This window comes from Sphingobium baderi, assembly GCF_001456115.1.
In the GTDB taxonomy this organism is placed as follows: Bacteria; Pseudomonadota; Alphaproteobacteria; order Sphingomonadales; family Sphingomonadaceae; genus Sphingobium; species Sphingobium baderi_A.
This window is the reverse complement of the sequence record NZ_CP013264.1, coordinates 827468-846244: the sequence shown is the minus strand read 5'-3', so window position 1 is coordinate 846244 and position 18777 is coordinate 827468. Positions and strand designations below refer to the sequence as shown.

17 protein-coding genes and 1 riboswitch are annotated in these 18777 nt (G+C 63.7%); of the genes, 6 read left to right on the top strand and 11 right to left on the bottom strand.

What is annotated here, in order from left to right:
* Nucleotides 1-104: 104 nt before the first annotated feature.
* Together ATN00_RS04290 and ATN00_RS04285 are read left to right on the top strand one after the other, a co-directional pair.
* Complete coding sequence (locus ATN00_RS04290) at nt 105-2165, top strand: S9 family peptidase (protein ID WP_062062562.1); 2061 nt, start codon at nt 105-107, stop codon at nt 2163-2165.
* A complete protein-coding gene (locus ATN00_RS04285) occupies nt 2165-2560 on the top strand; it encodes an acyl-CoA thioesterase (RefSeq protein WP_062062559.1) in 396 nt (131 codons plus the stop codon). The genes ATN00_RS04290 and ATN00_RS04285 overlap by 1 nt, the downstream gene beginning before the upstream one ends.
* Here ATN00_RS04285 and ATN00_RS04280 read toward each other — a convergent pair.
* The 5 genes from ATN00_RS04280 to ATN00_RS04260 all read right to left on the bottom strand — a co-directional run bounded on the left by ATN00_RS04280 (nt 2557) and on the right by ATN00_RS04260 (nt 7616).
* A complete protein-coding gene (locus tag ATN00_RS04280) occupies nt 2557-4404 on the bottom strand; it encodes an ABCB family ABC transporter ATP-binding protein/permease (RefSeq protein ID WP_062062556.1) in 1848 nt (615 codons plus the stop codon). The two genes, ATN00_RS04285 and ATN00_RS04280, sit on opposite strands and share 4 nt — an antisense overlap.
* A 90-nt stretch (nt 4405-4494) precedes the next feature.
* A complete protein-coding gene (locus ATN00_RS04275) occupies nt 4495-5037 on the bottom strand; it encodes an Ivy family c-type lysozyme inhibitor (RefSeq protein WP_062062553.1) in 543 nt (180 codons plus the stop codon).
* A gap of 72 nt (nt 5038-5109) precedes the next feature.
* Nucleotides 5110-5289, bottom strand: coding sequence for a hypothetical protein (locus ATN00_RS04270; protein WP_062062551.1), 180 nt, complete (start codon nt 5287-5289; stop codon nt 5110-5112).
* Between the two features lie 48 nt (nt 5290-5337).
* Nucleotides 5338-7197, bottom strand: coding sequence for a phosphomethylpyrimidine synthase ThiC (gene thiC / locus ATN00_RS04265; protein WP_062062548.1), 1860 nt, complete (start codon nt 7195-7197; stop codon nt 5338-5340).
* A gap of 11 nt (nt 7198-7208) precedes the next feature.
* On the bottom strand, nt 7209-7616 hold the full coding sequence (locus tag ATN00_RS04260) for a DUF2065 family protein (protein ID WP_062062545.1): 408 nt from the start codon (nt 7614-7616) through the stop codon (nt 7209-7211).
* A gap of 53 nt (nt 7617-7669) precedes the next feature.
* Nucleotides 7670-7780, bottom strand: a riboswitch (TPP riboswitch).
* Nucleotides 7781-7886: 106 nt separating this feature from the next.
* Between ATN00_RS04260 and ATN00_RS04255 the strand changes: the two genes are divergently transcribed.
* Complete coding sequence (locus tag ATN00_RS04255; RefSeq protein WP_062068394.1) at nt 7887-8183, top strand: hypothetical protein; 297 nt, start codon at nt 7887-7889, stop codon at nt 8181-8183.
* Between the two features lie 4 nt (nt 8184-8187).
* Entirely contained in the window at nt 8188-10296 is a 2109-nt protein-coding gene (locus tag ATN00_RS04250; protein WP_082635088.1) for a prolyl oligopeptidase family serine peptidase, read from the top strand.
* A 42-nt stretch (nt 10297-10338) separates the two neighbouring features.
* Here the strand turns inward: ATN00_RS04250 and ATN00_RS04245 are convergent, their stop codons facing one another.
* The 3 genes from ATN00_RS04245 to ATN00_RS04235 form a co-directional block, all read right to left on the bottom strand.
* Complete coding sequence (locus tag ATN00_RS04245) at nt 10339-10524, bottom strand: hypothetical protein (RefSeq protein WP_062062539.1); 186 nt, start codon at nt 10522-10524, stop codon at nt 10339-10341.
* Nucleotides 10525-10618: 94 nt separating this feature from the next.
* Nucleotides 10619-11992, bottom strand: coding sequence for a cytochrome P450 (locus ATN00_RS04240; RefSeq protein ID WP_062062536.1), 1374 nt, complete (start codon nt 11990-11992; stop codon nt 10619-10621).
* Nucleotides 11989-13110 carry a hypothetical protein gene (locus ATN00_RS04235; protein WP_062062534.1) on the bottom strand — a complete coding sequence of 374 codons (1122 nt, stop codon included), beginning with the start codon at nt 13108-13110 and terminating at the stop codon, nt 11989-11991. The genes ATN00_RS04240 and ATN00_RS04235 overlap by 4 nt, the downstream gene beginning before the upstream one ends.
* 21 nt (nt 13111-13131) lie before the next feature.
* Here ATN00_RS04235 and ATN00_RS04230 point away from each other — a divergent pair, with 21 nt between their 5' ends.
* Nucleotides 13132-13425, top strand: coding sequence for a hypothetical protein (locus ATN00_RS04230; protein ID WP_062062531.1), 294 nt, complete (start codon nt 13132-13134; stop codon nt 13423-13425).
* Nucleotides 13426-13430: 5 nt separating this feature from the next.
* Nucleotides 13431-14258, top strand: a complete 828-nt coding sequence (gene kdsA, locus ATN00_RS04225) for a 3-deoxy-8-phosphooctulonate synthase (protein WP_062068392.1) — start codon at nt 13431-13433, stop codon at nt 14256-14258.
* Between the two features lie 41 nt (nt 14259-14299).
* Here the strand turns inward: kdsA and ATN00_RS04220 are convergent, their stop codons facing one another.
* The 3 genes from ATN00_RS04220 to ATN00_RS04210 form a co-directional block, all read right to left on the bottom strand.
* Nucleotides 14300-15565 carry a glutamate-5-semialdehyde dehydrogenase gene (locus ATN00_RS04220; RefSeq protein ID WP_062062528.1) on the bottom strand — a complete coding sequence of 422 codons (1266 nt, stop codon included), beginning with the start codon at nt 15563-15565 and terminating at the stop codon, nt 14300-14302.
* Nucleotides 15566-15676: 111 nt separating this feature from the next.
* On the bottom strand, nt 15677-16321 hold the full coding sequence (locus ATN00_RS04215; RefSeq protein ID WP_062062525.1) for a class I SAM-dependent methyltransferase: 645 nt from the start codon (nt 16319-16321) through the stop codon (nt 15677-15679).
* A 154-nt stretch (nt 16322-16475) separates the two neighbouring features.
* Nucleotides 16476-18770 (bottom strand): CDC48 family AAA ATPase, encoded by a 2295-nt coding sequence (locus ATN00_RS04210; RefSeq protein WP_062062522.1) that lies wholly within the window; start codon nt 18768-18770, stop codon nt 16476-16478.
* Nucleotides 18771-18777 lie beyond the last annotated feature (7 nt).

Here is an 18777-nt window from a genome sequence, read left to right as displayed (position 1 = left end):
TCGTTTAACGAGCCTCTTGGCATTGGCTGTAATGCCGCCAACATAGAGAGGGCGCGGCGCTTCTGCCAGTGTCCGCCCGCCGCATGACAGAATATGGGAATTGCATGACCGATACCGCCAAGCCGCCCGTCGCCGCACGCCGTCCGCACAGCTTCGCCCGCCACGGCATCACGGTGGAGGATCCCTGGGCATGGCTGCGCGATCCGGGCTATCCCGATGTGCAGGACAAGGATGTCCTGGCCTATCTGGAAGCGGAGAATGGCTGGTTCGAGCAGGCCATGGCCCCGCGCAAGGCGCTGACCGATGCCCTTTTCACGGAGATGAAAGGCCGCATCAAGGAAGACGACAGTTCGGTGCCGCAAAAGGACGGCGACCATGTCTACTGGCGCGCGTTCGAGATCGGGGCGCAATATCGCAAATGGTATCGCAGGCCCGTCGCGGGCGGCGCGGACCAGTTGATCCTCGACGAACCCGCGCTGGCGGAGGGGCATGATTATTTCCGGCTGGGCGCGATGTCGGTCAGCCCGGACGGGCGCTACCTCGCTTATGCCATCGACAATAACGGATCGGAGCGGTTCGAGGCGCGGATCAAGGATCTGGCGACCGGCGAACTGCTGCCGGAGGTGATCCCCGGCACCCTGTCCGCGCTGGTGTGGACCAGCGACAGCAAGGGGCTGCTCTACGGCCTCGCCAACGAGAATTGGCGGACGGACAATGCGCGGCTGCACTGGCTGGGGCAGAGCGTGGAAAGCGACGTCGAGCTGTTCCACGAGGATGACGAGGGCTTCCGCGTGTCGGTGGGCCTTACGTCATCGGAAAAGTGGATCGTCATCGCGACCGGCGACCATGTGACGACCGAGGTGTGGCTGCTCCCCGCCGACAATCCGGCCGCGCAGCCGCTGCTGGTGTCAGCGCGCAAGCCGGGGCGCGAATATGAAGTCGATGAGCATGACGGCACGCTCTACATCCGCACCAATGACGCCCATCCCAACTTCCGGCTGGTGAAGGCATCGCTGGAAACGCCCGATCAGTGGGAGGAAGTGATCGGACCGGACGATCATTTCTACCTGACCGATTTCACACTGTTCAAGGGCTTCTACGTCACAGAGGGGCGGCAGGACGGCCTCGATCAGATCGAACTGCGCGACTACGCCACTCACCGGGCGAAACGCATCCCCTTCCCCGAAGCCAGCTATTCGGCGTCGCTGGACGACAATCCCGAATATGATGTGACCAAGCTGCGGATCGGCTATGAATCGATGGTCACGCCCGACACCATTTACGACTATCATCTGGCGACGGGCGAGCTGGAGGTGCTGAAGGTTCAGGAAATCCCGTCCGGCTATGACGCGACCCGTTATGAGACCGAGCGGCTGATGATCGCGGCGCGGGACGGGACGCCGATCCCCGTTTCCATTGTCTATCCCAAGGACCTGCCCCGCGACGGCAGCGCGCCGCTGCATCTTTATGGTTATGGCGCTTATGGCATCGCGATGGAGCCGGGTTTCTCGACCACGCGGCTCTCGCTGCTGGACCGCGGCTTCGCTTTTGCGCTGGCGCATATCCGGGGCGGGGACGATCTGGGGCAGCAATGGTATCTGGACGGAAAGCTCGACAAGCGGACCAACACGTTCACCGATTTCGTGGACGTGGCGAAGGGCCTGATCGAACGCGGCTATACGTCCAAGGGCCGGATCAGCATTTCCGGCGGATCGGCGGGCGGCGAACTGATGGGCGCGGTCATGAACAGCGACCCGGACCTGTGGGGTGCGGTGGTGGCGCATGTGCCCTTCGTGGACGTGCTCAACACCATGCTGGACGAGACTTTGCCGCTGACGCCGGGCGAATGGCCCGAATGGGGAAACCCGATCGAGGACAAGGCCGCGTTCGAGACGATCCGCGCCTATGATCCCTATGGCAATGTCCGCGCGCAGGACTATCCGCCGCTGATGGTGACGGCGGGCCTCAACGATCCGCGCGTCACCTATTGGGAACCGGCGAAGTGGGTGGCGAAGCTGCGCGCTACGAAGACCGACGGCAATATCCTGATCCTCAAGACCAACATGGGCGCGGGCCATGGCGGCAAATCGGGCCGCTTCGAAAGCCTGCATGAGACGGCGGAGGAATTCGCCTTCATCCTCTGGCAACTGGGCATGGCGGACTGATGGCGACTAGCTACACTACCACCCTCACCGCGCTTCCAGAGCATATCGATATACTCGGCCATGTGAACAACGCGGTCTGGGTGCGGTGGATGGAACAGGTCGCGACCGAGCATTGGATGCGCGATGCCGATCCCGCCCATCTCGACGCCTATGTCTGGGTCGTGACCCGGCATGAAATCGACTATCGCGGCAATGTGAAGGAGGGCGAGGCCGTCACCGTCCGCACCTGGATTCCCCAGGGACCGCGCGGCGCGCGCTTCGACCGGCTGATGGAGTTCACCGGCCCGGACGGCAAGGTCAAGGTATCGGCCAAATCCACCTGGGCGATCATCGACAAGGCAACGGGCCGCATCCTGCGGGTGCCGCCGGAGGTCGCGGCGCGCTTCCTCGATTAGGGCGCGGTGGCGGAAAAACTGTCTTCGATGACCGGCTCCATGTCCATATCCTCCCGCTCGGATGCCTGCCGCGCCCACATGGCGGCATAGAGGCCATCGGCACGGACCAGATCGGCATGGCGGCCACGCTCGACGATTCGGCCCTGATCCAGCACGATGATTTCCTCCGCGTCGACCACCGTTGAGAGCCGATGCGCGACGATCAGCGTGGTGCGGCGGCGGGAAATGGAGCGCAGCACCTCCTGAATCTCCGTCTCGGTCCGGCTGTCGAGCGCGCTGGTCGCCTCGTCCAGCACCAGCACCGGCGGATCTTTGAGCAGCGTGCGGGCGATGGCGACGCGCTGCTTCTCCCCGCCCGACAGCTTGAGGCCCCGTTCGCCGACGCGGGTTTCGTAGCCCTGCGGCAGGCTCATGATGAAGTCGTGGATGGAAGCCGCCTTCGCCGCCGCCTCGATCTCTTCCTGCGTGGCGCCCTCACGGCCATAGCCGATATTATAGCCTACCGTGTCGTTGAACAGCACCATGTCCTGCGGCACGATGCCGATGGAGGCGCGCAAGGAGTGCTGCGTCACCTGCGCGATATCCTGCCCGTCGATGCGGATGCGCCCGCCCTGAATGTCGTAGAAGCGGAAGAGCAGCCGCGCGATGGTGGACTTGCCCGCGCCCGAAGGCCCGACGATGGCCAGCGTATGCCCGGCGGGAACGGTGAAGCTGACGCCGTGCAATATCTCCCGTTCCGGGTCGTAGCCGAAGCGGACATGGTCGAAGCGGACTTCTCCCGCCTCCACATGCAGCATCGGCGCGCCGGGCGCGTCGGCGATCTCCGCCTGCGTGTCGATCAGCTTGTACATCGCCTCCATGTCGATCAGGCCCTGCCGGATCGTGCGGTAGACCATGCCGAGCAGGTCGAGCGGGCGGAAAAGCTGGCTCAGCAGCGTGTTCACCAGCACCACGTCGCCGGTGGTGAACTGGCCCTTGCTCCAGCCCCAGACGGTATAGCCCATCGCCCCCGCCATCATCAGGTTGGTGATGAGCGACTGGCCGACATTGAGCCAGGCGAGGCTGTTCTCGCTCTTGACCGCCGCATTGGCGTAGCGGCGCATGGCGCGGGCGTAGCGGGCGGCTTCGCGGTCTTCGGCGCCGAAATATTTGACCGTCTCGAAATTCAGCAGGCTGTCCACGGCATGGGCGACCGCATTGGTGTCGAGGTCTACCATGTCGCGGCGAAGCTGGTTGCGCCATTCGGTGATCGTGCGGGTGAACCAGATATAGAGTGTGACCATCACCAGCGTCGCGACGACGAGGCCGAGGCCGAACTTCACGAAGAAGATGATGCAGACCGCCGCCAGTTCCAGCACCGTGGGGGCGATGTTGAAGAGGAGGAAATAGAGCATCGTGTCGATGCTTTTCGTGCCGCGTTCCACGATCTTCGTAACGGCCCCGGTGCGGCGGTCGAGATGGAAGCGCAGCGACAGGCGATGGAGGTGGACGAACACATCGTCGGAAAGACGGCGGCCCGCCTCCTGCCCCACACGCTCGAACACGGCGTTGCGGAGGTTGTCGAACAGGACGCTGGCGAAGCGCGCGCCCGCATAGGCGGCGACCAGCGCAATGGCGAGGGTGGCGGCGGGTTCCATGCCCGGCGCCATCCGGTCGATCGCGGCCTTATAGGCGAAGGGCATGGCGAGGCCCACCAGCTTGGCGAGCAGCACCAGCACCATGGCGATGGCAACCCGGCGGCGCAGCGCGGGCGCGTCGGCAGGCCAGAGATAGGGGAGGAACCGGCGCAGCGTGGCCCAGACGGGTGGAATGGGCGTGGCGCTGTCGGGGGAAGAAGGCGGCATCGACTGCTATTTAGGGTGAAATGCGCGCCGATCCAGTCGGAATGCTCGTTTGGGGCATGGAGAAATCTTACGAGACGCGGATTTCCCGCGTCAGCCCTGCCCTTCGGGACATTTGCCCGCGCGGCTTTCCTCCTTGCCGTTCTTGAACCAGCGTGTCTTGTCGGGGGCGACCGCCTCGTCGAAATAGCAGACCTGCGCCGCGCCGGTCTTGGGGTCGATCAGCGTCACCCATTGATGCGGGCCGCAATTGTGGGTTTCGCAGGTCCAGGCCGCGACCTTGCCGTCGATCATCTCGATCGGGCTGGACGGCCCTTCGGCGGCGAGCACCCATTTGCGGACCTTGGCGTCCGAAACCGCCGTTTCGATCGCGGATTTGACGGCGGGATCGTCATTCCAGCTATGCGCGCCGACCTTGTCGAAGGGATATTTGCCGACATAGCGGGAGAAGGCGTCGGGTGGGGGAACCACCGCGCTTTCGTTGGCGGGCGCGGCGTTACCGGCGTTGTCGACCGCTTCAGCGGCGTTCATAGCGTTCGCGGCTGCATTTTCGGGCGCCTCTTTGCGTTCGCTCGAACAACCGGCGAGCAAAGCGGTGGCGGCCAGAAATCCGGCGAGGATCGTGCTGCGGGTCATAACGTCTCCCCTGTCGTATCGCTGGCGCAATGGTGCGGTTTTACGCGGCGCGAGGCAAGGGGGTTTGAGGCGTCAGGGCGAGAGGAGATGGGCGCGGAACCAGTCGGCCAGTTCCTTCTGCGAAAGGTTGCCTGCGGCGAGTTCCAGCATGGCCTTGAACATCCTGCGCGTTCTCGCCAAATAATCGCGCATGGGTGAAACGGAGACTGGCCGGCTGGAGCCGGTATGGATAGCATCGAGCAAACCATCCATGGGTTGCCTATCTAAAAAGGGGGCGCCTCCCGAGGCCCCCTTTCCCACTCAATCATGCTCCCGCCCGCCAGCACCCATATAAAGCTCGCTTCCGGTTTCGCGGAAGATTTCGCTCATTTCCTTCATGCCCTTTTCCGCTTCTTCCGCCGCGATGAAGGCGGTGGCGGGCTGGTTCTGCTTGGCCGCGAAGTCGCGCACTTCCTGCGTGATCTTCATCGAGCAGAATTTGGGGCCGCACATGGAGCAGAAATGGGCTGACTTCGCCCCTTCCGCCGGAAGCGTCTGGTCGTGATATTGCTCGGCCGTGTCGGGATCGAGCGACAGGTTGAACTGGTCGCGCCAGCGGAATTCGAAGCGAGCGCGGGACAGCGCATCGTCGCGGACCTTGGCGGCGGGATGGCCCTTTGCCAGGTCGGCGGCATGGGCGGCGAGCTTATACGTCACCACGCCCACCTTCACGTCGTCGCGGTCGGGCAGGCCCAGATGCTCCTTGGGCGTGACATAGCAGAGCATCGCCGTGCCATACCAGCCGATCATCGCCGCGCCGATGCCTGAGGTGATATGGTCGTAGCCCGGCGCAATGTCGGTGGTGAGGGGGCCAAGCGTGTAGAAGGGCGCTTCGCCGCACGCTTCCAATTGCTTGTCCATATTCTGCTTGATCTTGTGCATCGGCACATGGCCCGGTCCTTCGATCATCACCTGCACATCCTGTTCCCAGGCGCGCTTCGTCAGTTCGCCCAGCGTGTAGAGTTCGGCAAACTGGGCTTCGTCATTGGCGTCGGCGATGGAGCCGGGGCGCAGGCCGTCGCCCAGCGAATAGGCGATGTCATAGGCCTTCATGATCTCCGTGATCTCGTCGAAATGCTCGTAGAGGAAGCTCTCGCGATGATGGGCGAGGCACCATTTCGCCATAATCGACCCGCCGCGCGAGACGATGCCGGTGACGCGCTTCGCCGTCATCGGAATATAGGGCAGGCGCACGCCCGCATGGATGGTGAAATAATCGACGCCCTGCTCGGCCTGCTCGATCAGGGTGTCGCGGAAGATGTCCCAGGTCAGGTCCTCGGCGATGCCGCCGACCTTTTCCAGCGCCTGGTAGATGGGCACCGTGCCGATGGGCACCGGCGAGTTGCGGATGATCCATTCGCGCGTGTCGTGGATGTTGCGGCCTGTGGAGAGGTCCATCACCGTGTCCGCTCCCCAGCGGATCGACCAGACGAGCTTGTCAACTTCGGCCGCCACGTCGGAGGCGACGGCGCTGTTGCCGATATTGGCGTTGATCTTCACCAGGAAGTTACGGCCGATCGCCATCGGCTCGGATTCCGGGTGGTTGATGTTGGACGGGATGATGGCGCGGCCGCGCGCGACTTCATCGCGGACGAATTCGGGCGTCACATAGTCGGGGATTTCCGCGCCCCAATCCTGTCCGTCGCGCACATATTCGGCGAGGCGGGCACGGCCCAGATTCTCACGCTCGGCCACATATTCCATCTCCGGCGTGATGATGCCGCGGCGGGCATAGTGCATCTGCGAGACGTTCGCGCCCGGCTTCGCGCGCAGGGGCCGCTTGACGAGATTGGGGAAGGGCTGGACGCCGCCCGAACGGTCGGGGCCTTTGAGGCCGTTGTCTTCGGGCCTGATCTCGCGGGCGTCATATTCCTCCACATCGCCCCGGCCCATGATCCAGTCGCGGCGCAGCGCGGGAAGGCCCGCCATGATGTCGATGCGGGCTTGCGGGTCGGTATAGGGGCCGGACGTGTCGTAGACGCGGACGGGCGGCTCGCCGCTGCCCGGTTCCAGGGCGATCTCGCGCATGGCGACCTTGAGCGGGCCGACATGAATCTTGCGCGATCCACGGATCGGGCCAGTGGTGACGCGCATCTCTGTGCGAGCAGGAATATCAGCCATATCAGTTCCTTTCAGGCGATGACCGTCGCGCGGCCGGTAAGGCCTGCGTAAAAAAGAAGGATGCCCAGAATCAGCGCGAAGGCCGCCCAGGCACGAGTGAAGCGGAAAGACCAGTGGCCCAGCTTCACGAGTGGTGCGGGCACGGCGATCAGCAGCGCGCCCTTGATGAGCGCGACATAGCCGACCAGCGTGACGATGATGCCCAAGGGGTCGGCGAAAGCGCGGTGGACCATGACGATGGTCGCGCCCAGCGCGAAGGCGACGAGGCCGGTGATAAGGGTGAGGCCAGGCGAGCGGTCCAGTTCCTCCATCGCGCCGCGCCATCGTTGGGGCGAGGCAAGGCCGCTGATGCCGATCAGGATCAGGTAAAGGCCGATCGCTTCGGCGAGGCGCAGGGTCAGGATGGAGATAGTGTCCATGTCGTGCCGTCCTTCTCTTCCTCTCATGGGCGAAGGATGGGGCGCGGACTGCCAGTGACAAGCCGTTCCCTCCCTACGCCGGTCTTATCCGGATCAGGTTCAGCGGGTCGCGGCCACGTCAGCCGCCTCTCAACCGCCTGTGAGCGGTCCCCCGGGGATGGGCCAGCGATAGCCGATCGCGCGTCGGAGCGAAAGCCCCATGCCCGTCGGTTCATCCTACTGGACAGGATGCTGGACAAGGGCAGGGACTTTGCCGCACTGTCAGAAGCAATGAAGAATCCCGACCTGTCCACCAAAGCCGGACGCAAGGCCTATCGCCACGAAATGCGGATGATCGCCGTCAGGCCGCGCCGCTACGGGTTATGGCTGCTGACGGGTGGATTCCTGCTGGTGATGTCGCCGTCGGCGCTGGGCATCAACAGCCTGTTCGGACTGTGGCCGCCCTTTCTGGGCGGGGCGATGATGCTGACGGCGATGCCGCTGCTGGTTATCGGGGTGGTGCTACGGCGGCGCTATCTGGCGCAGCGGAACTGCGCGCAGGACATGATCCGGCGCATCAGGGAATAGTTGCATGAAAAGGATGATGAGCTTGGTTTGTGCGGCTTTGCTGACCGGCGCGGGTGCGCCGTCCCCCTCCACCGCTTCGGCCCCGGCCGACGATCCCCATGTCTGGCTGGAGGACTGGACCGGACCGCGCGCCATGCAGTGGGTGGAGGCAGAGAACAAGGCCACCGTCGCCACGCTGCAGGGCGATCCGCGCTATGCAGGCTATTATCAGGACGCGCTCGCCATCGCTTCAGCCAAGGACCGCATCGCCATGCCGATGCTGATAGACGGGCGCGTGTTCAACTTCTGGCGCGATACCGAACATCCACAGGGCGTGTGGCGGTTCACCAGCGAAGCGGACTATGCCTCCGACGCGCCGCGATGGATAACCGTGCTGGATCTGGATGCGCTGTCGAAGGCCGAGGGGAAGAAGTGGGTCTGGAAAGGCGCCACCCTGCTCGACCCGGATGAAAAGCGGGCGCTCATCAATCTATCGGACGGGGGCGAGGATGCCGTCACCCTGCGGGAGTTCGATCTCACCACCGGGCAGTTCGTGCCGGGCGGGTTCGATATTCCAACCTCGAAGCAGAATGAGGCATGGCTGGACGGCGATACGGTGCTGCTGGCCCGCGATTGGGGCGAGGGGACGATGACGGCTTCGGGCTATCCCTTCGTGCTCAAGGGGGTGAGGCGCGGAGAGCCTCTGGTGGCGGCGAAGGAAATCTATCGCGGGGAAGCGTCAGATCAGGTGGGCGTCTATCCGATGGTGCTGTCCGATGGGCAGGGAAACCGGGCAGCCTTCCTCTATCGCGGCGTAACCTTTTTCGGGAACGAGACGTTCCTGCTGACGGCGCAAGGGCCGAAGAAACTACCGTTGCCAACCCGAAGCAACCTGCAAGGCATGGTCGCGGGACAGGTGCTGATCCAGACCGGCGAGAACTGGACGAGCGGCGGCGTGACCGTGCCTGCCGGGTCGCTTGCGGCGGTGCCGCTCAAGGCTCTGGAGAGTGGCGAGGCGTTGAAGCCCGCTATCCTCTTCGCGCCCAATGCCCGGCAGTCCCTCGATGGAGTGGCGACGACAAAGGATCGCGTGATCCTGTCGATCAATGACAATGTGCGCGGGCGCGTGCGAGTGCTGGCGTCGGACGACAAAGGCTGGACCTCGCAGCCGGTCTCCCTGCCCGACAATGCGACCATCGGCATCGCGACGGCGACGGACAAGAGCAACAAGGCTTATCTGGCGGTAGCGGGGTTCCTCGCACCGACGACGCTGTGGGCGCTGGATGCGACGGACCCGAAGCCTGTGCAGGTTAAGGCGATGCCTGCGCGCTTCGACACATCAGGACTGATAGTGGAGCAATATGAGGCAGCCTCCACCGATGGGATGAAAATCCCCTATTTCATCGTCCGGCGGAAGGACGCGAGCAAGGATGGCTCCACACCAGCCATCATGACGGCCTATGGCGGGTTCGAAGTGTCGATGACGCCCAGCTATGCCGCGACCACCGGCAAGCTGTGGCTGGAGCGGGGGAATAGCTTCGTGCTCGCCAATATTCGTGGCGGCGGGGAGTTCGGCCCGGCCTGGCATGAGGCGGGCCGCAAGACGAAGCGGCAGATCATCTATGACGACTTCACGGCGGTAGCGAAGGATATTTTCGCGCGCGGATTTTCTTCACCCCGGCGGTTCGGGATTTATGGCGGGTCCAATGGTGGATTGCTGATGGGAGTAGAGTTCAACCAGCACCGCGATCTCTGGAACGCTGTCACCATCCAGGTGCCGCTGTTGGATATGATTCGTTACGAACAAATCGCGGCGGGCGCTTCCTGGGTGGACGAATATGGCAGCGTGGCAGTGCCGGAGGAAAAAGCGTTTCTGGAGAAGATTTCACCCTATGCCAACATCCGCAAAGGAGTGAAATATCCCATGCCATATATCTGGACCACGACCAAGGACGACCGCGTCGGCCCGCAACATGCGCGCAAGTTCGCAGCGCGACTCAAGGAATATGGACTACCCTATCTGTTCTATGAAGATACCGCCGGCGGCCATTCAGGTGACGCCGACATCGAACAGGGCGCGCGCTTGCAAGCGATGCAGATGGTCTATTTTTCGCGGGCACTGGAGGGGGAATAACCTGCAATAACGGCCCTGCCCCGCCGCGCAGAATGGTAATATCTATTCGTGCGGCAGCAGCGCCTTGTTCAATCTGTCCATCACTTCCGCAATCGGTTCGGTGACCGTGACGCTGCGTCCTTCGCCAAAGCGGATGCGTGTTCCCTCGGTAACGGAAGAAACGAACGTGACCTGACCGGCGTTGACAGCGGTTTCGGTGCGATCCGCACCCACGAACATCACCATCATTGCGCGCTCTCCTGCTCTTTATGGACCGGCAGCTTAGCCGCTCGCGCGGAACAGGCCAGCATTTTTGCTTCGGCGCCTGACGGAAATAGCCCCTTCAGCCCTTCATGTCCTCAAACATCAGCTTCATCCCCGTTCTCGGCCGGATCGTCAGGCGGCTGATCGGTTCCGGCCTGAACCCCTGCGGCACCGACAGGCGGTAACGACGCAGCGTGGATGCGATCACCGTCATCACCTCCTGCTGGGCAAAGCCCGCGCCGACGCAGACGCGCGGCCCCCGGCCGAAGGGGAACCATGCCTGTTTCGCCATCTCCGCATTGGCCGGATCGTCGAAGCGTTCAGGATCGAAGGCATGGGGACAGGCCCAATTGTCCTTGTTACGCTGAGTGAGCCAGGGAGCGACGACCAGCATCGCTCCTTCCTCCAGATGCTTGTCGCGCATGTCCATGGGACACGGCACCTCGCGCGGGAAGAAGGCCACCGGCGGATAGAGACGCAACGTCTCGCGGAAGATGTTCCGCACCGCGCCCATGTCCTTGAGCATCCCGGCGGCGAGCGGCTGGCCGCCGGCCACGTCCTGCACCTCGGCGCGGGCTAGGTTCTGGATATGCGGACATTCGGCGAGCATGTAGAGCGCCCATGTCATCGTGCTGGCCGATGTTTCATGGCCCGCGAGAAAGACGGTCGAGACCTGATCCATCACCTGTTGCACGGTGAAGGGCGCGCCGGTTTCGGGATGCTTTGCCTCTATCAGCGACTGGAGGATATCGCGATGCGGCGCGTCCCCGCGCTGGTGGAATCCTTCGAAACGCGCCTCCACTATGGGACGGAAGACGTCGTGAATGGCCTTGGCGGGCCTCAGGGAGCGCCGTTCGAACCAGCGGGCGGGCAGGCCGTAGAGGCGCAGCATGGAAGCGCTGTGGGCGAGCCGCTGGAACTTGCCGAACGCGGTGTGGATGATGTTGGAGCGATGCGCGTCCAGCGTCTGCGAAAACAGCGTCCGGAAGATGATATCGGCGGCCACATGGGTCATCATCGGGTCGATGTCGATGGGCCTGCCCCGGTCGGCGGCGTCGATGCGGGCGAGGAAATCGTCCGCCGCCGCGACCATGAGCGGCATGGAGCGGTGGAGCGCGGTATGGGCGAAGGCGGGATTGACCATCGCCCGCTGGCTTTCCCAATCCTCGCCATTGGCGGAAAAGACGCTGTTGCCGATGAGCGGAGAGAGGTTGCGGACCAGTTCGCGATGCTTGGGAAAGGCGGTGCCGCCACGCAATATCCGATCCACCAGCGGCAGTTCGTTGGCGATATACATGGTCTGGCCGGGCATGCGGATTTCGCCCATCTTCATCGTGTAGCTCTTTTCAAAGAGCACATGAATCCAACTATGCCAGCCGCGCAGGAAGCGTTTGACGAGGCCGCGCTTGCTGCGTGGCGGTTCGGGGTAGGGCGGGATGAAAGGGTCCGTCACGGAATCGTCCTGAAGGCGGCGATGGCTTCGTCGATGGTGCGGCGGCCTGCGGTGAGACTCAGATAATCGACCGGCGAGAGACGGTCGCCCACGCGCAGATAATCGAAATGCGCCTCATATTTGTTCGACCAGCCGCTGTGGTAATTTTCCGGCTCGTAGAAGAGGTGGAAGCGCGGCGAAAGCAAATCAACGCGGGCGGCGCATCGGTCCGAAACAAGGCGGATGGGATGCACATCATAAAAGGCCGCGCCATCTGGGGGCGAGGAAAAGTCGACAAGGCGGAAATGCTTGTCATCCAACGCCTTGAGGTCAGCATGATACCAGCGCGCGTCCTTACGGAGCGCGGTGACGGGAACGACCTGCCCCAAGGTCAGCGTCGTGAAATTGGCGGGAAGGCCGGGCCGCTTTTCGAGGATGCGGCGCATCACGCTCATCGCGTAATTGGTGCCGTTGCTGTGGGAGGCGAAGATCACCTCGTCATAGGGGCCGTCCATCTCGGTAAGGACACGATCAGCGAACTGATCCAGCCGGGCGTCCATCTCCGGCCCCGGTCCCTGCGCCGCGACGCTGTGGTTATAATACATGAATCGTAGCAGCCAGGGCACAATCAGCTTGTTGAGAAGACGTCCCGACAACAGCGCGCTCACCGCCACGCCGCAGAGCGCCGCCGCCCAGAAGGGCAGCAGCGTCCACAGCAGCAGCGCCGTCAGCAACGCAATGCCGAGCGGAATGAGGATAGCAAGGATCGGCGGATAGAGGATGGTAATAACCGGACCACGCCGCAATTTACGCATCCGGCCGAACTGCATGAAGCGGGCATGGGCGCTGTAGGTCGCGATGGAACGCCAGGCGAGAAGGAACGGGTTCCTGATCCATACCTTTGCGACGAGGTCTTCCCAGCGGAAAAACTCATAATCAGTTTCGACGCCCGCAGTCGCATTGGTGACGGTCCAGATCGCGGAAGAGGCCGGACCCGGACGGCGCGCGCTCACCTCCACCTGCTCGCCGGAGAGGCGCGCATATTTTTCCGCCTGTTCGCGGTAAAGCTGGTGGTAGAAACGCACCCCGCGCGGATCGAAACCGCCAAGGTAGAAGACTTTCCGCTTGAACTTTTCCATGGCCCCTGTCCACATCGGGCCATGACGACACCCGAACGCGACTACTGCTATTTCATAGACCACCGCAAATACAACCGAAACATCGGTTGCCGGCGCCATGACAATGCCTATGGCATCCATGGTGGAGGGACGGAACGGGACCGCTGGCGGGCGGACTTCGCCTTTTACCGGCATATGCGGGATAATGGCGATCCGATGGCGCTGCCCTCGCTGCTCGCCTGTCTGGCTTTCGGCTGGTTCTGCTGGAATTATCATGCCGGCAAGGGCCTGTGGCGCGGTCAGCTCTTGCGGCGGTTCGTGAAAGCGCCGAAGTGAGCGGCATGACGATACCCAAACATGTTTCGGTGGGGCCGGTGACGATCGGCAACGACCTGCCCTTCGTCCTGATTTCCGGCCCCTGCCAGATCGAAAGCCGCGATCATGCGCTGTTCATGGCGGAGGCCCTGAAGACGGCGGCGGCGCAGGCGGGCGTGCCGTTCGTGTTCAAATCCTCCTTCGACAAGGCGAACCGGACGTCTGTGTCCGGCCGGCGCGGAGTCGGGATCGACGCGGGGCTGGCCATATTGGCGGAGGTGAAGGGCGCGCTGGGTTGCCCGGTGCTGACCGACGTGCATGAGGCTAGCCAAATCGAAGCGGCGGCGCAGGCGGTGGACATCCTCCAGATCCCGGCCTTTCTCTGCCGGCAGACCGACCTGCTGGTCGCGGCGGGCAGGACCGGCGCGGTGATCAATGTGAAGAAGGGCCAGTTCCTCGCGCCGTGGGACATGGCGGCGGTGGCGCAGAAGGTCGCATCCACCGGCAATGAACGCATATTGCTGACCGAGCGTGGAGCGAGCTTCGGCTATAATACATTGGTCAGCGACATGCGCGCTTTGCCGGTGATGGCGCAGACGGGCTATCCGGTGGTGTTCGATGCGACCCATTCGGTGCAGCAGCCGGGCGGGCTTGGTTCGGCTTCGGGCGGGCAGCGGGAATTCGCGCCGGTGCTGGCACGTAGCGCCGTCGCGGCGGGTGTCGCGGCGATCTTCGCTGAAGCGCATGACGATCCCGACAAGGCGCCGTCCGATGGCCCGGTGATGCTGCCGCTGGCGTGGATGGGTCCGATGCTGGAACGATTGAAGGCGATTGACGCGGTGGTGAAGGGGTAGGCCAAGTGCGTGCCCCCGCTTTCGCGGGCTACGCCATCGCACTACGGCCGGGTCTGCCCCGTGCCGCGCACCAGCCATTTGTAGGTCGTCAGCCCTTCCAGAGCGACGGGCCCTCGCGCATGGAGGCGGCCAGTCGAAATACCGATCTCCGCGCCAAGGCCGAATTCGCCCCCGTCCGCGAACTGGGTGGAGGCATTCCACATCACGATGGCGCTGTCCACGGCGTTCAGGAAGCGCTCCGCCCTTTCCGCATCCTCGGTGATGATGGCGTCGGTGTGGTGGCTGGCATGAGCGGCGATATGGGCGAGCGCGTCGTCCAGACCGTCCACCAACCGGATCGACGCGATGGCGTCGAGATATTCGGTGTCCCAGTCCTCGTCGCTGGCGGGCGTGACGCGGCTGTCCATCGCCTGCACCGCCTCGTCGCCGCGCACGGCGCATTTCGCGTCGAGCAACGTCTTCACCAGCGCGGGCGCCTGGCCATAAGCGCGGTCGATCAGCACAGTTTCGGTCGCGCCGCAAATGCCGGTGCGGCGCATCTTCGCATTCACCACCAGCTTTTGCGCCATATCGGGGTCAGCCGCGCCATCGACATAGCTGTGGTTGATGCCATCGAGATGCGCGAGCACGGGCACGCGCGCTTCTTCCTGCACGCGGGCGACCAAGCTCTTGCCGCCACGGGGCACGATGAGGTCGATGAACTCCGACGCCTTGAGCAGAGCGCCCACGGCAGCGCGGTCCGTGGTGGGGACCAGTTGCACCGCGTCGGCGGGTAGGCCCGCGGCAGCGATGCCTTCAGCCATGGCGGCGTGGATGGCGCGGTTGCTTTCCTTCGCCTCGCTGCCGCCGCGCAGGATCACGGCATTGCCTGCGCGCAGGCAGAGCGCGGCTGCGTCCGCCGTCACATTGGGGCGGCTTTCATAAATGATGCCGATGACGCCCAAAGGCACGCGGACGCGGGAAAGCTCGATGCCGTTGGGGCGAACCTGCTTGTCAATGATGCTGCCCAACGGATTGTCGAGGCTCGCGACCTGATCGACGCCCGCCGCCGTCGCTTCGACCCGCGCTTTGTCGAGTTTCAGACGGTCGAGCATGGCGGGAGAGAGTCCGTTGGCAGCGGCGTTTTCCATATCCCGGGCGTTGGCGGCGATGATCTGAGCCGACTGGTCACGCAAAGCCTGCGCGGCGCGGCGGAGCGCGTCGATCTTCTGCGCGTCGGTGGCGCTCGCCAGCATGGCAGCCGCCCCGCGGGCGCGAGCGCCCAGGGTAGCGATCAGCATTTCAGGGGTCTGGGTCAGGTCGTTCATCTTGAGTCTCGCCACTTTTCCGTCGGCGAGCGCCTTAGCATGAAAGCATCGCCGGGCGGAACCCACGCCATGACGGCTCTACAGGAACCGGCAGGCGTTAGCAGCCGCTGATCAGGCCGCCTGCGCCAGTGCCTCGTCCCGCAAGGCGTGGAACGTCCGGCAGGGCGGGATATTGCGCCACACCGTTCGTTCGGTCACCCGCATGAAGATGGGTGTCAGCAAGCGGCGCACGAAAGCGGAATATTGATAGACGAGGAACGCTCCGCCAGATCGCAGGACGGCATGGGTTTCCGCGCAAATCGCTTCGCCCACACCCTCGGGCAGCGTGGAGAAAGGAATGCCCGACAGGACATAGTCCGCCTGCCGGAAACCGGCTTCCGTGACAAAGCGGCGCACATCCACGGCCGAACCATGAACGACACGCAGGCGCGGATCGCTGATTTCCGCCTCCAGATAAGCGACGAAATCAAGATTGAGGTCGATCGCGATCAGCTTTGCCTCGGGATGGAGGCGGTCGAGGATCGTCTGGGTAAAGGTGCCCACACCCGGCCCATATTCGACGAACAGGCGCGTCGTGTCCCAGTCCACGTCGTCCAGCACGGTATCAACCAGCGCCTGGGATGAAGGGATGACGGAACCGATCATGCCGGGATGCTTCACGAACTGGCGGAAGAACATGCTCCATTGTCCCAGGAACTTGGCCTTTCGTCCCGGCCGCCGGGCGGCATGATTTTTCTTCAGCGGAATGGAGGCCATCAATTGTTCGCCTGTTCTGATTACCGTTTCGTCCGGTTGCAAATCCGGGCGCTGCTTGCAAGCAGCTTTGCAATGCTGACCCCATATCGCCAGACCCCAATCGAACGCGCGGGCGGCGACATGGGTTCATCCGCCGCCCGCATGTTTCGCGCGTTCAATCGCGCCTGTTGCGGGCGTTCAGCATGCCCGGCGCGACAAAGCCGATGGGATCGACCTGCATCACGCTTTGCTTAAGCGTAGCCTGGATCTGCTCATATTCGCGTTCCATCTCCGGCGTGACGGATGCGCGAGTTTCCTCCAGCGCCGCCTCGAACTGGGCCATGCCAACCTTCTCTATGGAGAGCGACTGGCGCAGCGCGATCAGGCCCGCGCGGCGCACCAGATCTTCCAGATCCGCGCCGGTGAAGCGTTCCGTCCGCGCCGCGAGGGAATCCAGATCCACATCGTCAGCCACAGGCATCTTCTTGGTATGGATCGACAGGATATGCCGCCGCCCGGCCTCGTCGGGCACGGGGACATAAATCAGCTCGTCGAAGCGGCCCGGCCGTAGCAATGCTGGATCGACCAGTGTCGGCCGGTTGGTCGCGCCGATGACCACAACCGATTGCAGTTCCTCCAGCCCGTCCATCTCGGCGAGGATGGTGTTCACCACCCGTTCCGTCACCTGCGGTTCACCAAGGCCATTGCCTCGCGCGGGGACGAGGCTATCCAGCTCATCGATGAAGATGACCGTGGGCGCCACCTGCCGCGCGCGGGCGAAGAGGCGGGCGATCTGCTGTTCGCTCTCCCCATACCATTTGCTGAGCAGATCGGACGATTTGGTAGCGATGAAGTTCGCCTCCGCCTCCCGCGCGACCGCCTTGGCCAACAGCGTCTTGCCGGTGCCGGGCGGGCCGTAGAGCAGGAAGCCCTTGGCCGGACGGATGCCGATGCGGCGGAAGGCATCCGGGTCTTTCAGCGGCAGCTCCACCCCTTCCTTCAGGCGCATCTGCGCGTCGCCAAGGCCGCCTATATCGCCCCAGCCGATATTCGGGGCCTGCACCATCACCTCGCGCATGGCGGAAGGCTGGACGCGCTTGATCGCGGCCATGAAATCATCCCGCGTGACGGAAAGCTCTTCCAGCACATCGGGCGGGATGATCCCTTCCTCCAGATTGAGGCGCGGCATGAAACGGCGCACTGTCTCGATCGCCGCCTCACGGGTGAGCGCAGCAAGGTCGGCGCCGACGAATCCGTATGTCATGCGCGCCAGTTCGGTGAGGTCGACCCCCTCCGCCAGGGGCATGCCGCGGGTGTGAATACCCAATATCTCACGCCGCCCGCGTTCGTCGGGAACGCCGACGATGATTTCGCGATCGAAACGGCCTGGACGGCGCAGCGCCTCGTCAATCGCCTCGGGCCGATTGGTCGCGGCAATGACGACGAGGTTGGTGCGCGGCTCCAGCCCGTCCATCAGCGTCAACAATTGCGCGACGAGACGCTTTTCCGTCTCACCCGTTACCTGCCCCCGCTTAGGCGCGATGGAATCGATTTCGTCGATGAACAGGATCGATGGGGCGGACTTGGTCGCCGCCTCGAAAATCTCGCGCAACTGCTTTTCGGATTCGCCATAGGCGGAGCCCATGATTTCCGGGCCGTTGATGAGGAAGAATTCCGCTTCCGATTCATTGGCGACCGCGCGGGCCAGCCGCGTCTTGCCGGTGCCTGGCGGACCATGGAGCAACACGCCCTTGGGCGGATCGACGCCCAGCCGCTCGAACAGTTCGGGATAGCGCAGTGGCAGCTCCACCATCTCGCGCAGCTGGTCGATCGCATCGGCCATGCCACCGACATCATCATAGGTGACATCGGCCCGCCGCAGGTCGCGCGGTTCTTCATATTCGGCGCGCAATTCGACTTCGGTGTCGGCGTCGATATGGACAAAACCCTTGGGTACGGTCGATACGACCACCAGACGGATTTCCTGCAAGGCATAAGCCGGCGCGGCCAGCATTTGCCTGAGTTGAGGCGGCATATCGCCGGGCGGCACCTGCTGCTGGCCGGAGGTTGCGACGATGTCACCTGCGGTCAATGGCCGCTGATAAAAGACGCGTTTCAAGGCGTCGGGATTACCCTGAAGCCGCAAATTGCTTTGTGCAGGCGCGAAGATCACCCGCTGGGCGGGGCGCAGCTCCACCTTGCGGATGTGCACGAAATCGCCCGAGCCCACGCCCGCATTGGCGCGCTGCAACCCATCAAGGCGCAACACGTCCAGCCCTTCATCCTCCTTATAGGGTCGCACCACGCGGGCAGGAGTCGGGCGCTTGCCGGCGATCTCGACCACATCGCCTTCGGCCAGGCCCAGTTCCGCCATCACTGCCAGCGGCAGGCGCGCCAATCCGCGCCCCGCATCCTCAGGCCGCGCATTCGCCACCTGAATCCTGCGCCCTGCATTGTCCTGATCCGCCATCGGCACC

What these genes read in the sequence shown, in the direction of transcription:
- ATN00_RS04220 (WP_062062528.1), bottom strand. Translation starts at nt 15,565, where the DNA reads ATGAACGACCTGACCCAGACCCCTGAAATGCTGATCGCTACCCTGGGC.
- ATN00_RS04235 (WP_062062534.1), bottom strand. Translation starts at nt 13,110, where the DNA reads ATGGAAAAGTTCAAGCGGAAAGTCTTCTACCTTGGCGGTTTCGATCCG.
- ATN00_RS04290 (WP_062062562.1), top strand. Translation starts at nt 105, where the DNA reads ATGACCGATACCGCCAAGCCGCCCGTCGCCGCACGCCGTCCGCACAGC.
- ATN00_RS04210 (WP_062062522.1), bottom strand. Translation starts at nt 18,770, where the DNA reads ATGGCGGATCAGGACAATGCAGGGCGCAGGATTCAGGTGGCGAATGCG.
- ATN00_RS04230 (WP_062062531.1), top strand. Translation starts at nt 13,132, where the DNA reads ATGACGACACCCGAACGCGACTACTGCTATTTCATAGACCACCGCAAA.
- kdsA (WP_062068392.1), top strand. Translation starts at nt 13,431, where the DNA reads ATGACGATACCCAAACATGTTTCGGTGGGGCCGGTGACGATCGGCAAC.
- ATN00_RS04250 (WP_082635088.1), top strand. Translation starts at nt 8,188, where the DNA reads ATGAAAAGGATGATGAGCTTGGTTTGTGCGGCTTTGCTGACCGGCGCG.
- ATN00_RS04280 (WP_062062556.1), bottom strand. Translation starts at nt 4,404, where the DNA reads ATGCCGCCTTCTTCCCCCGACAGCGCCACGCCCATTCCACCCGTCTGG.
- thiC (WP_062062548.1), bottom strand. Translation starts at nt 7,197, where the DNA reads ATGGCTGATATTCCTGCTCGCACAGAGATGCGCGTCACCACTGGCCCG.
- ATN00_RS04255 (WP_062068394.1), top strand. Translation starts at nt 7,887, where the DNA reads ATGAAGAATCCCGACCTGTCCACCAAAGCCGGACGCAAGGCCTATCGC.
- ATN00_RS04285 (WP_062062559.1), top strand. Translation starts at nt 2,165, where the DNA reads ATGGCGACTAGCTACACTACCACCCTCACCGCGCTTCCAGAGCATATC.
- ATN00_RS04260 (WP_062062545.1), bottom strand. Translation starts at nt 7,616, where the DNA reads ATGGACACTATCTCCATCCTGACCCTGCGCCTCGCCGAAGCGATCGGC.
- ATN00_RS04245 (WP_062062539.1), bottom strand. Translation starts at nt 10,524, where the DNA reads ATGATGGTGATGTTCGTGGGTGCGGATCGCACCGAAACCGCTGTCAAC.
- ATN00_RS04215 (WP_062062525.1), bottom strand. Translation starts at nt 16,321, where the DNA reads ATGGCCTCCATTCCGCTGAAGAAAAATCATGCCGCCCGGCGGCCGGGA.
- ATN00_RS04275 (WP_062062553.1), bottom strand. Translation starts at nt 5,037, where the DNA reads ATGACCCGCAGCACGATCCTCGCCGGATTTCTGGCCGCCACCGCTTTG.
- ATN00_RS04270 (WP_062062551.1), bottom strand. Translation starts at nt 5,289, where the DNA reads ATGGATGGTTTGCTCGATGCTATCCATACCGGCTCCAGCCGGCCAGTC.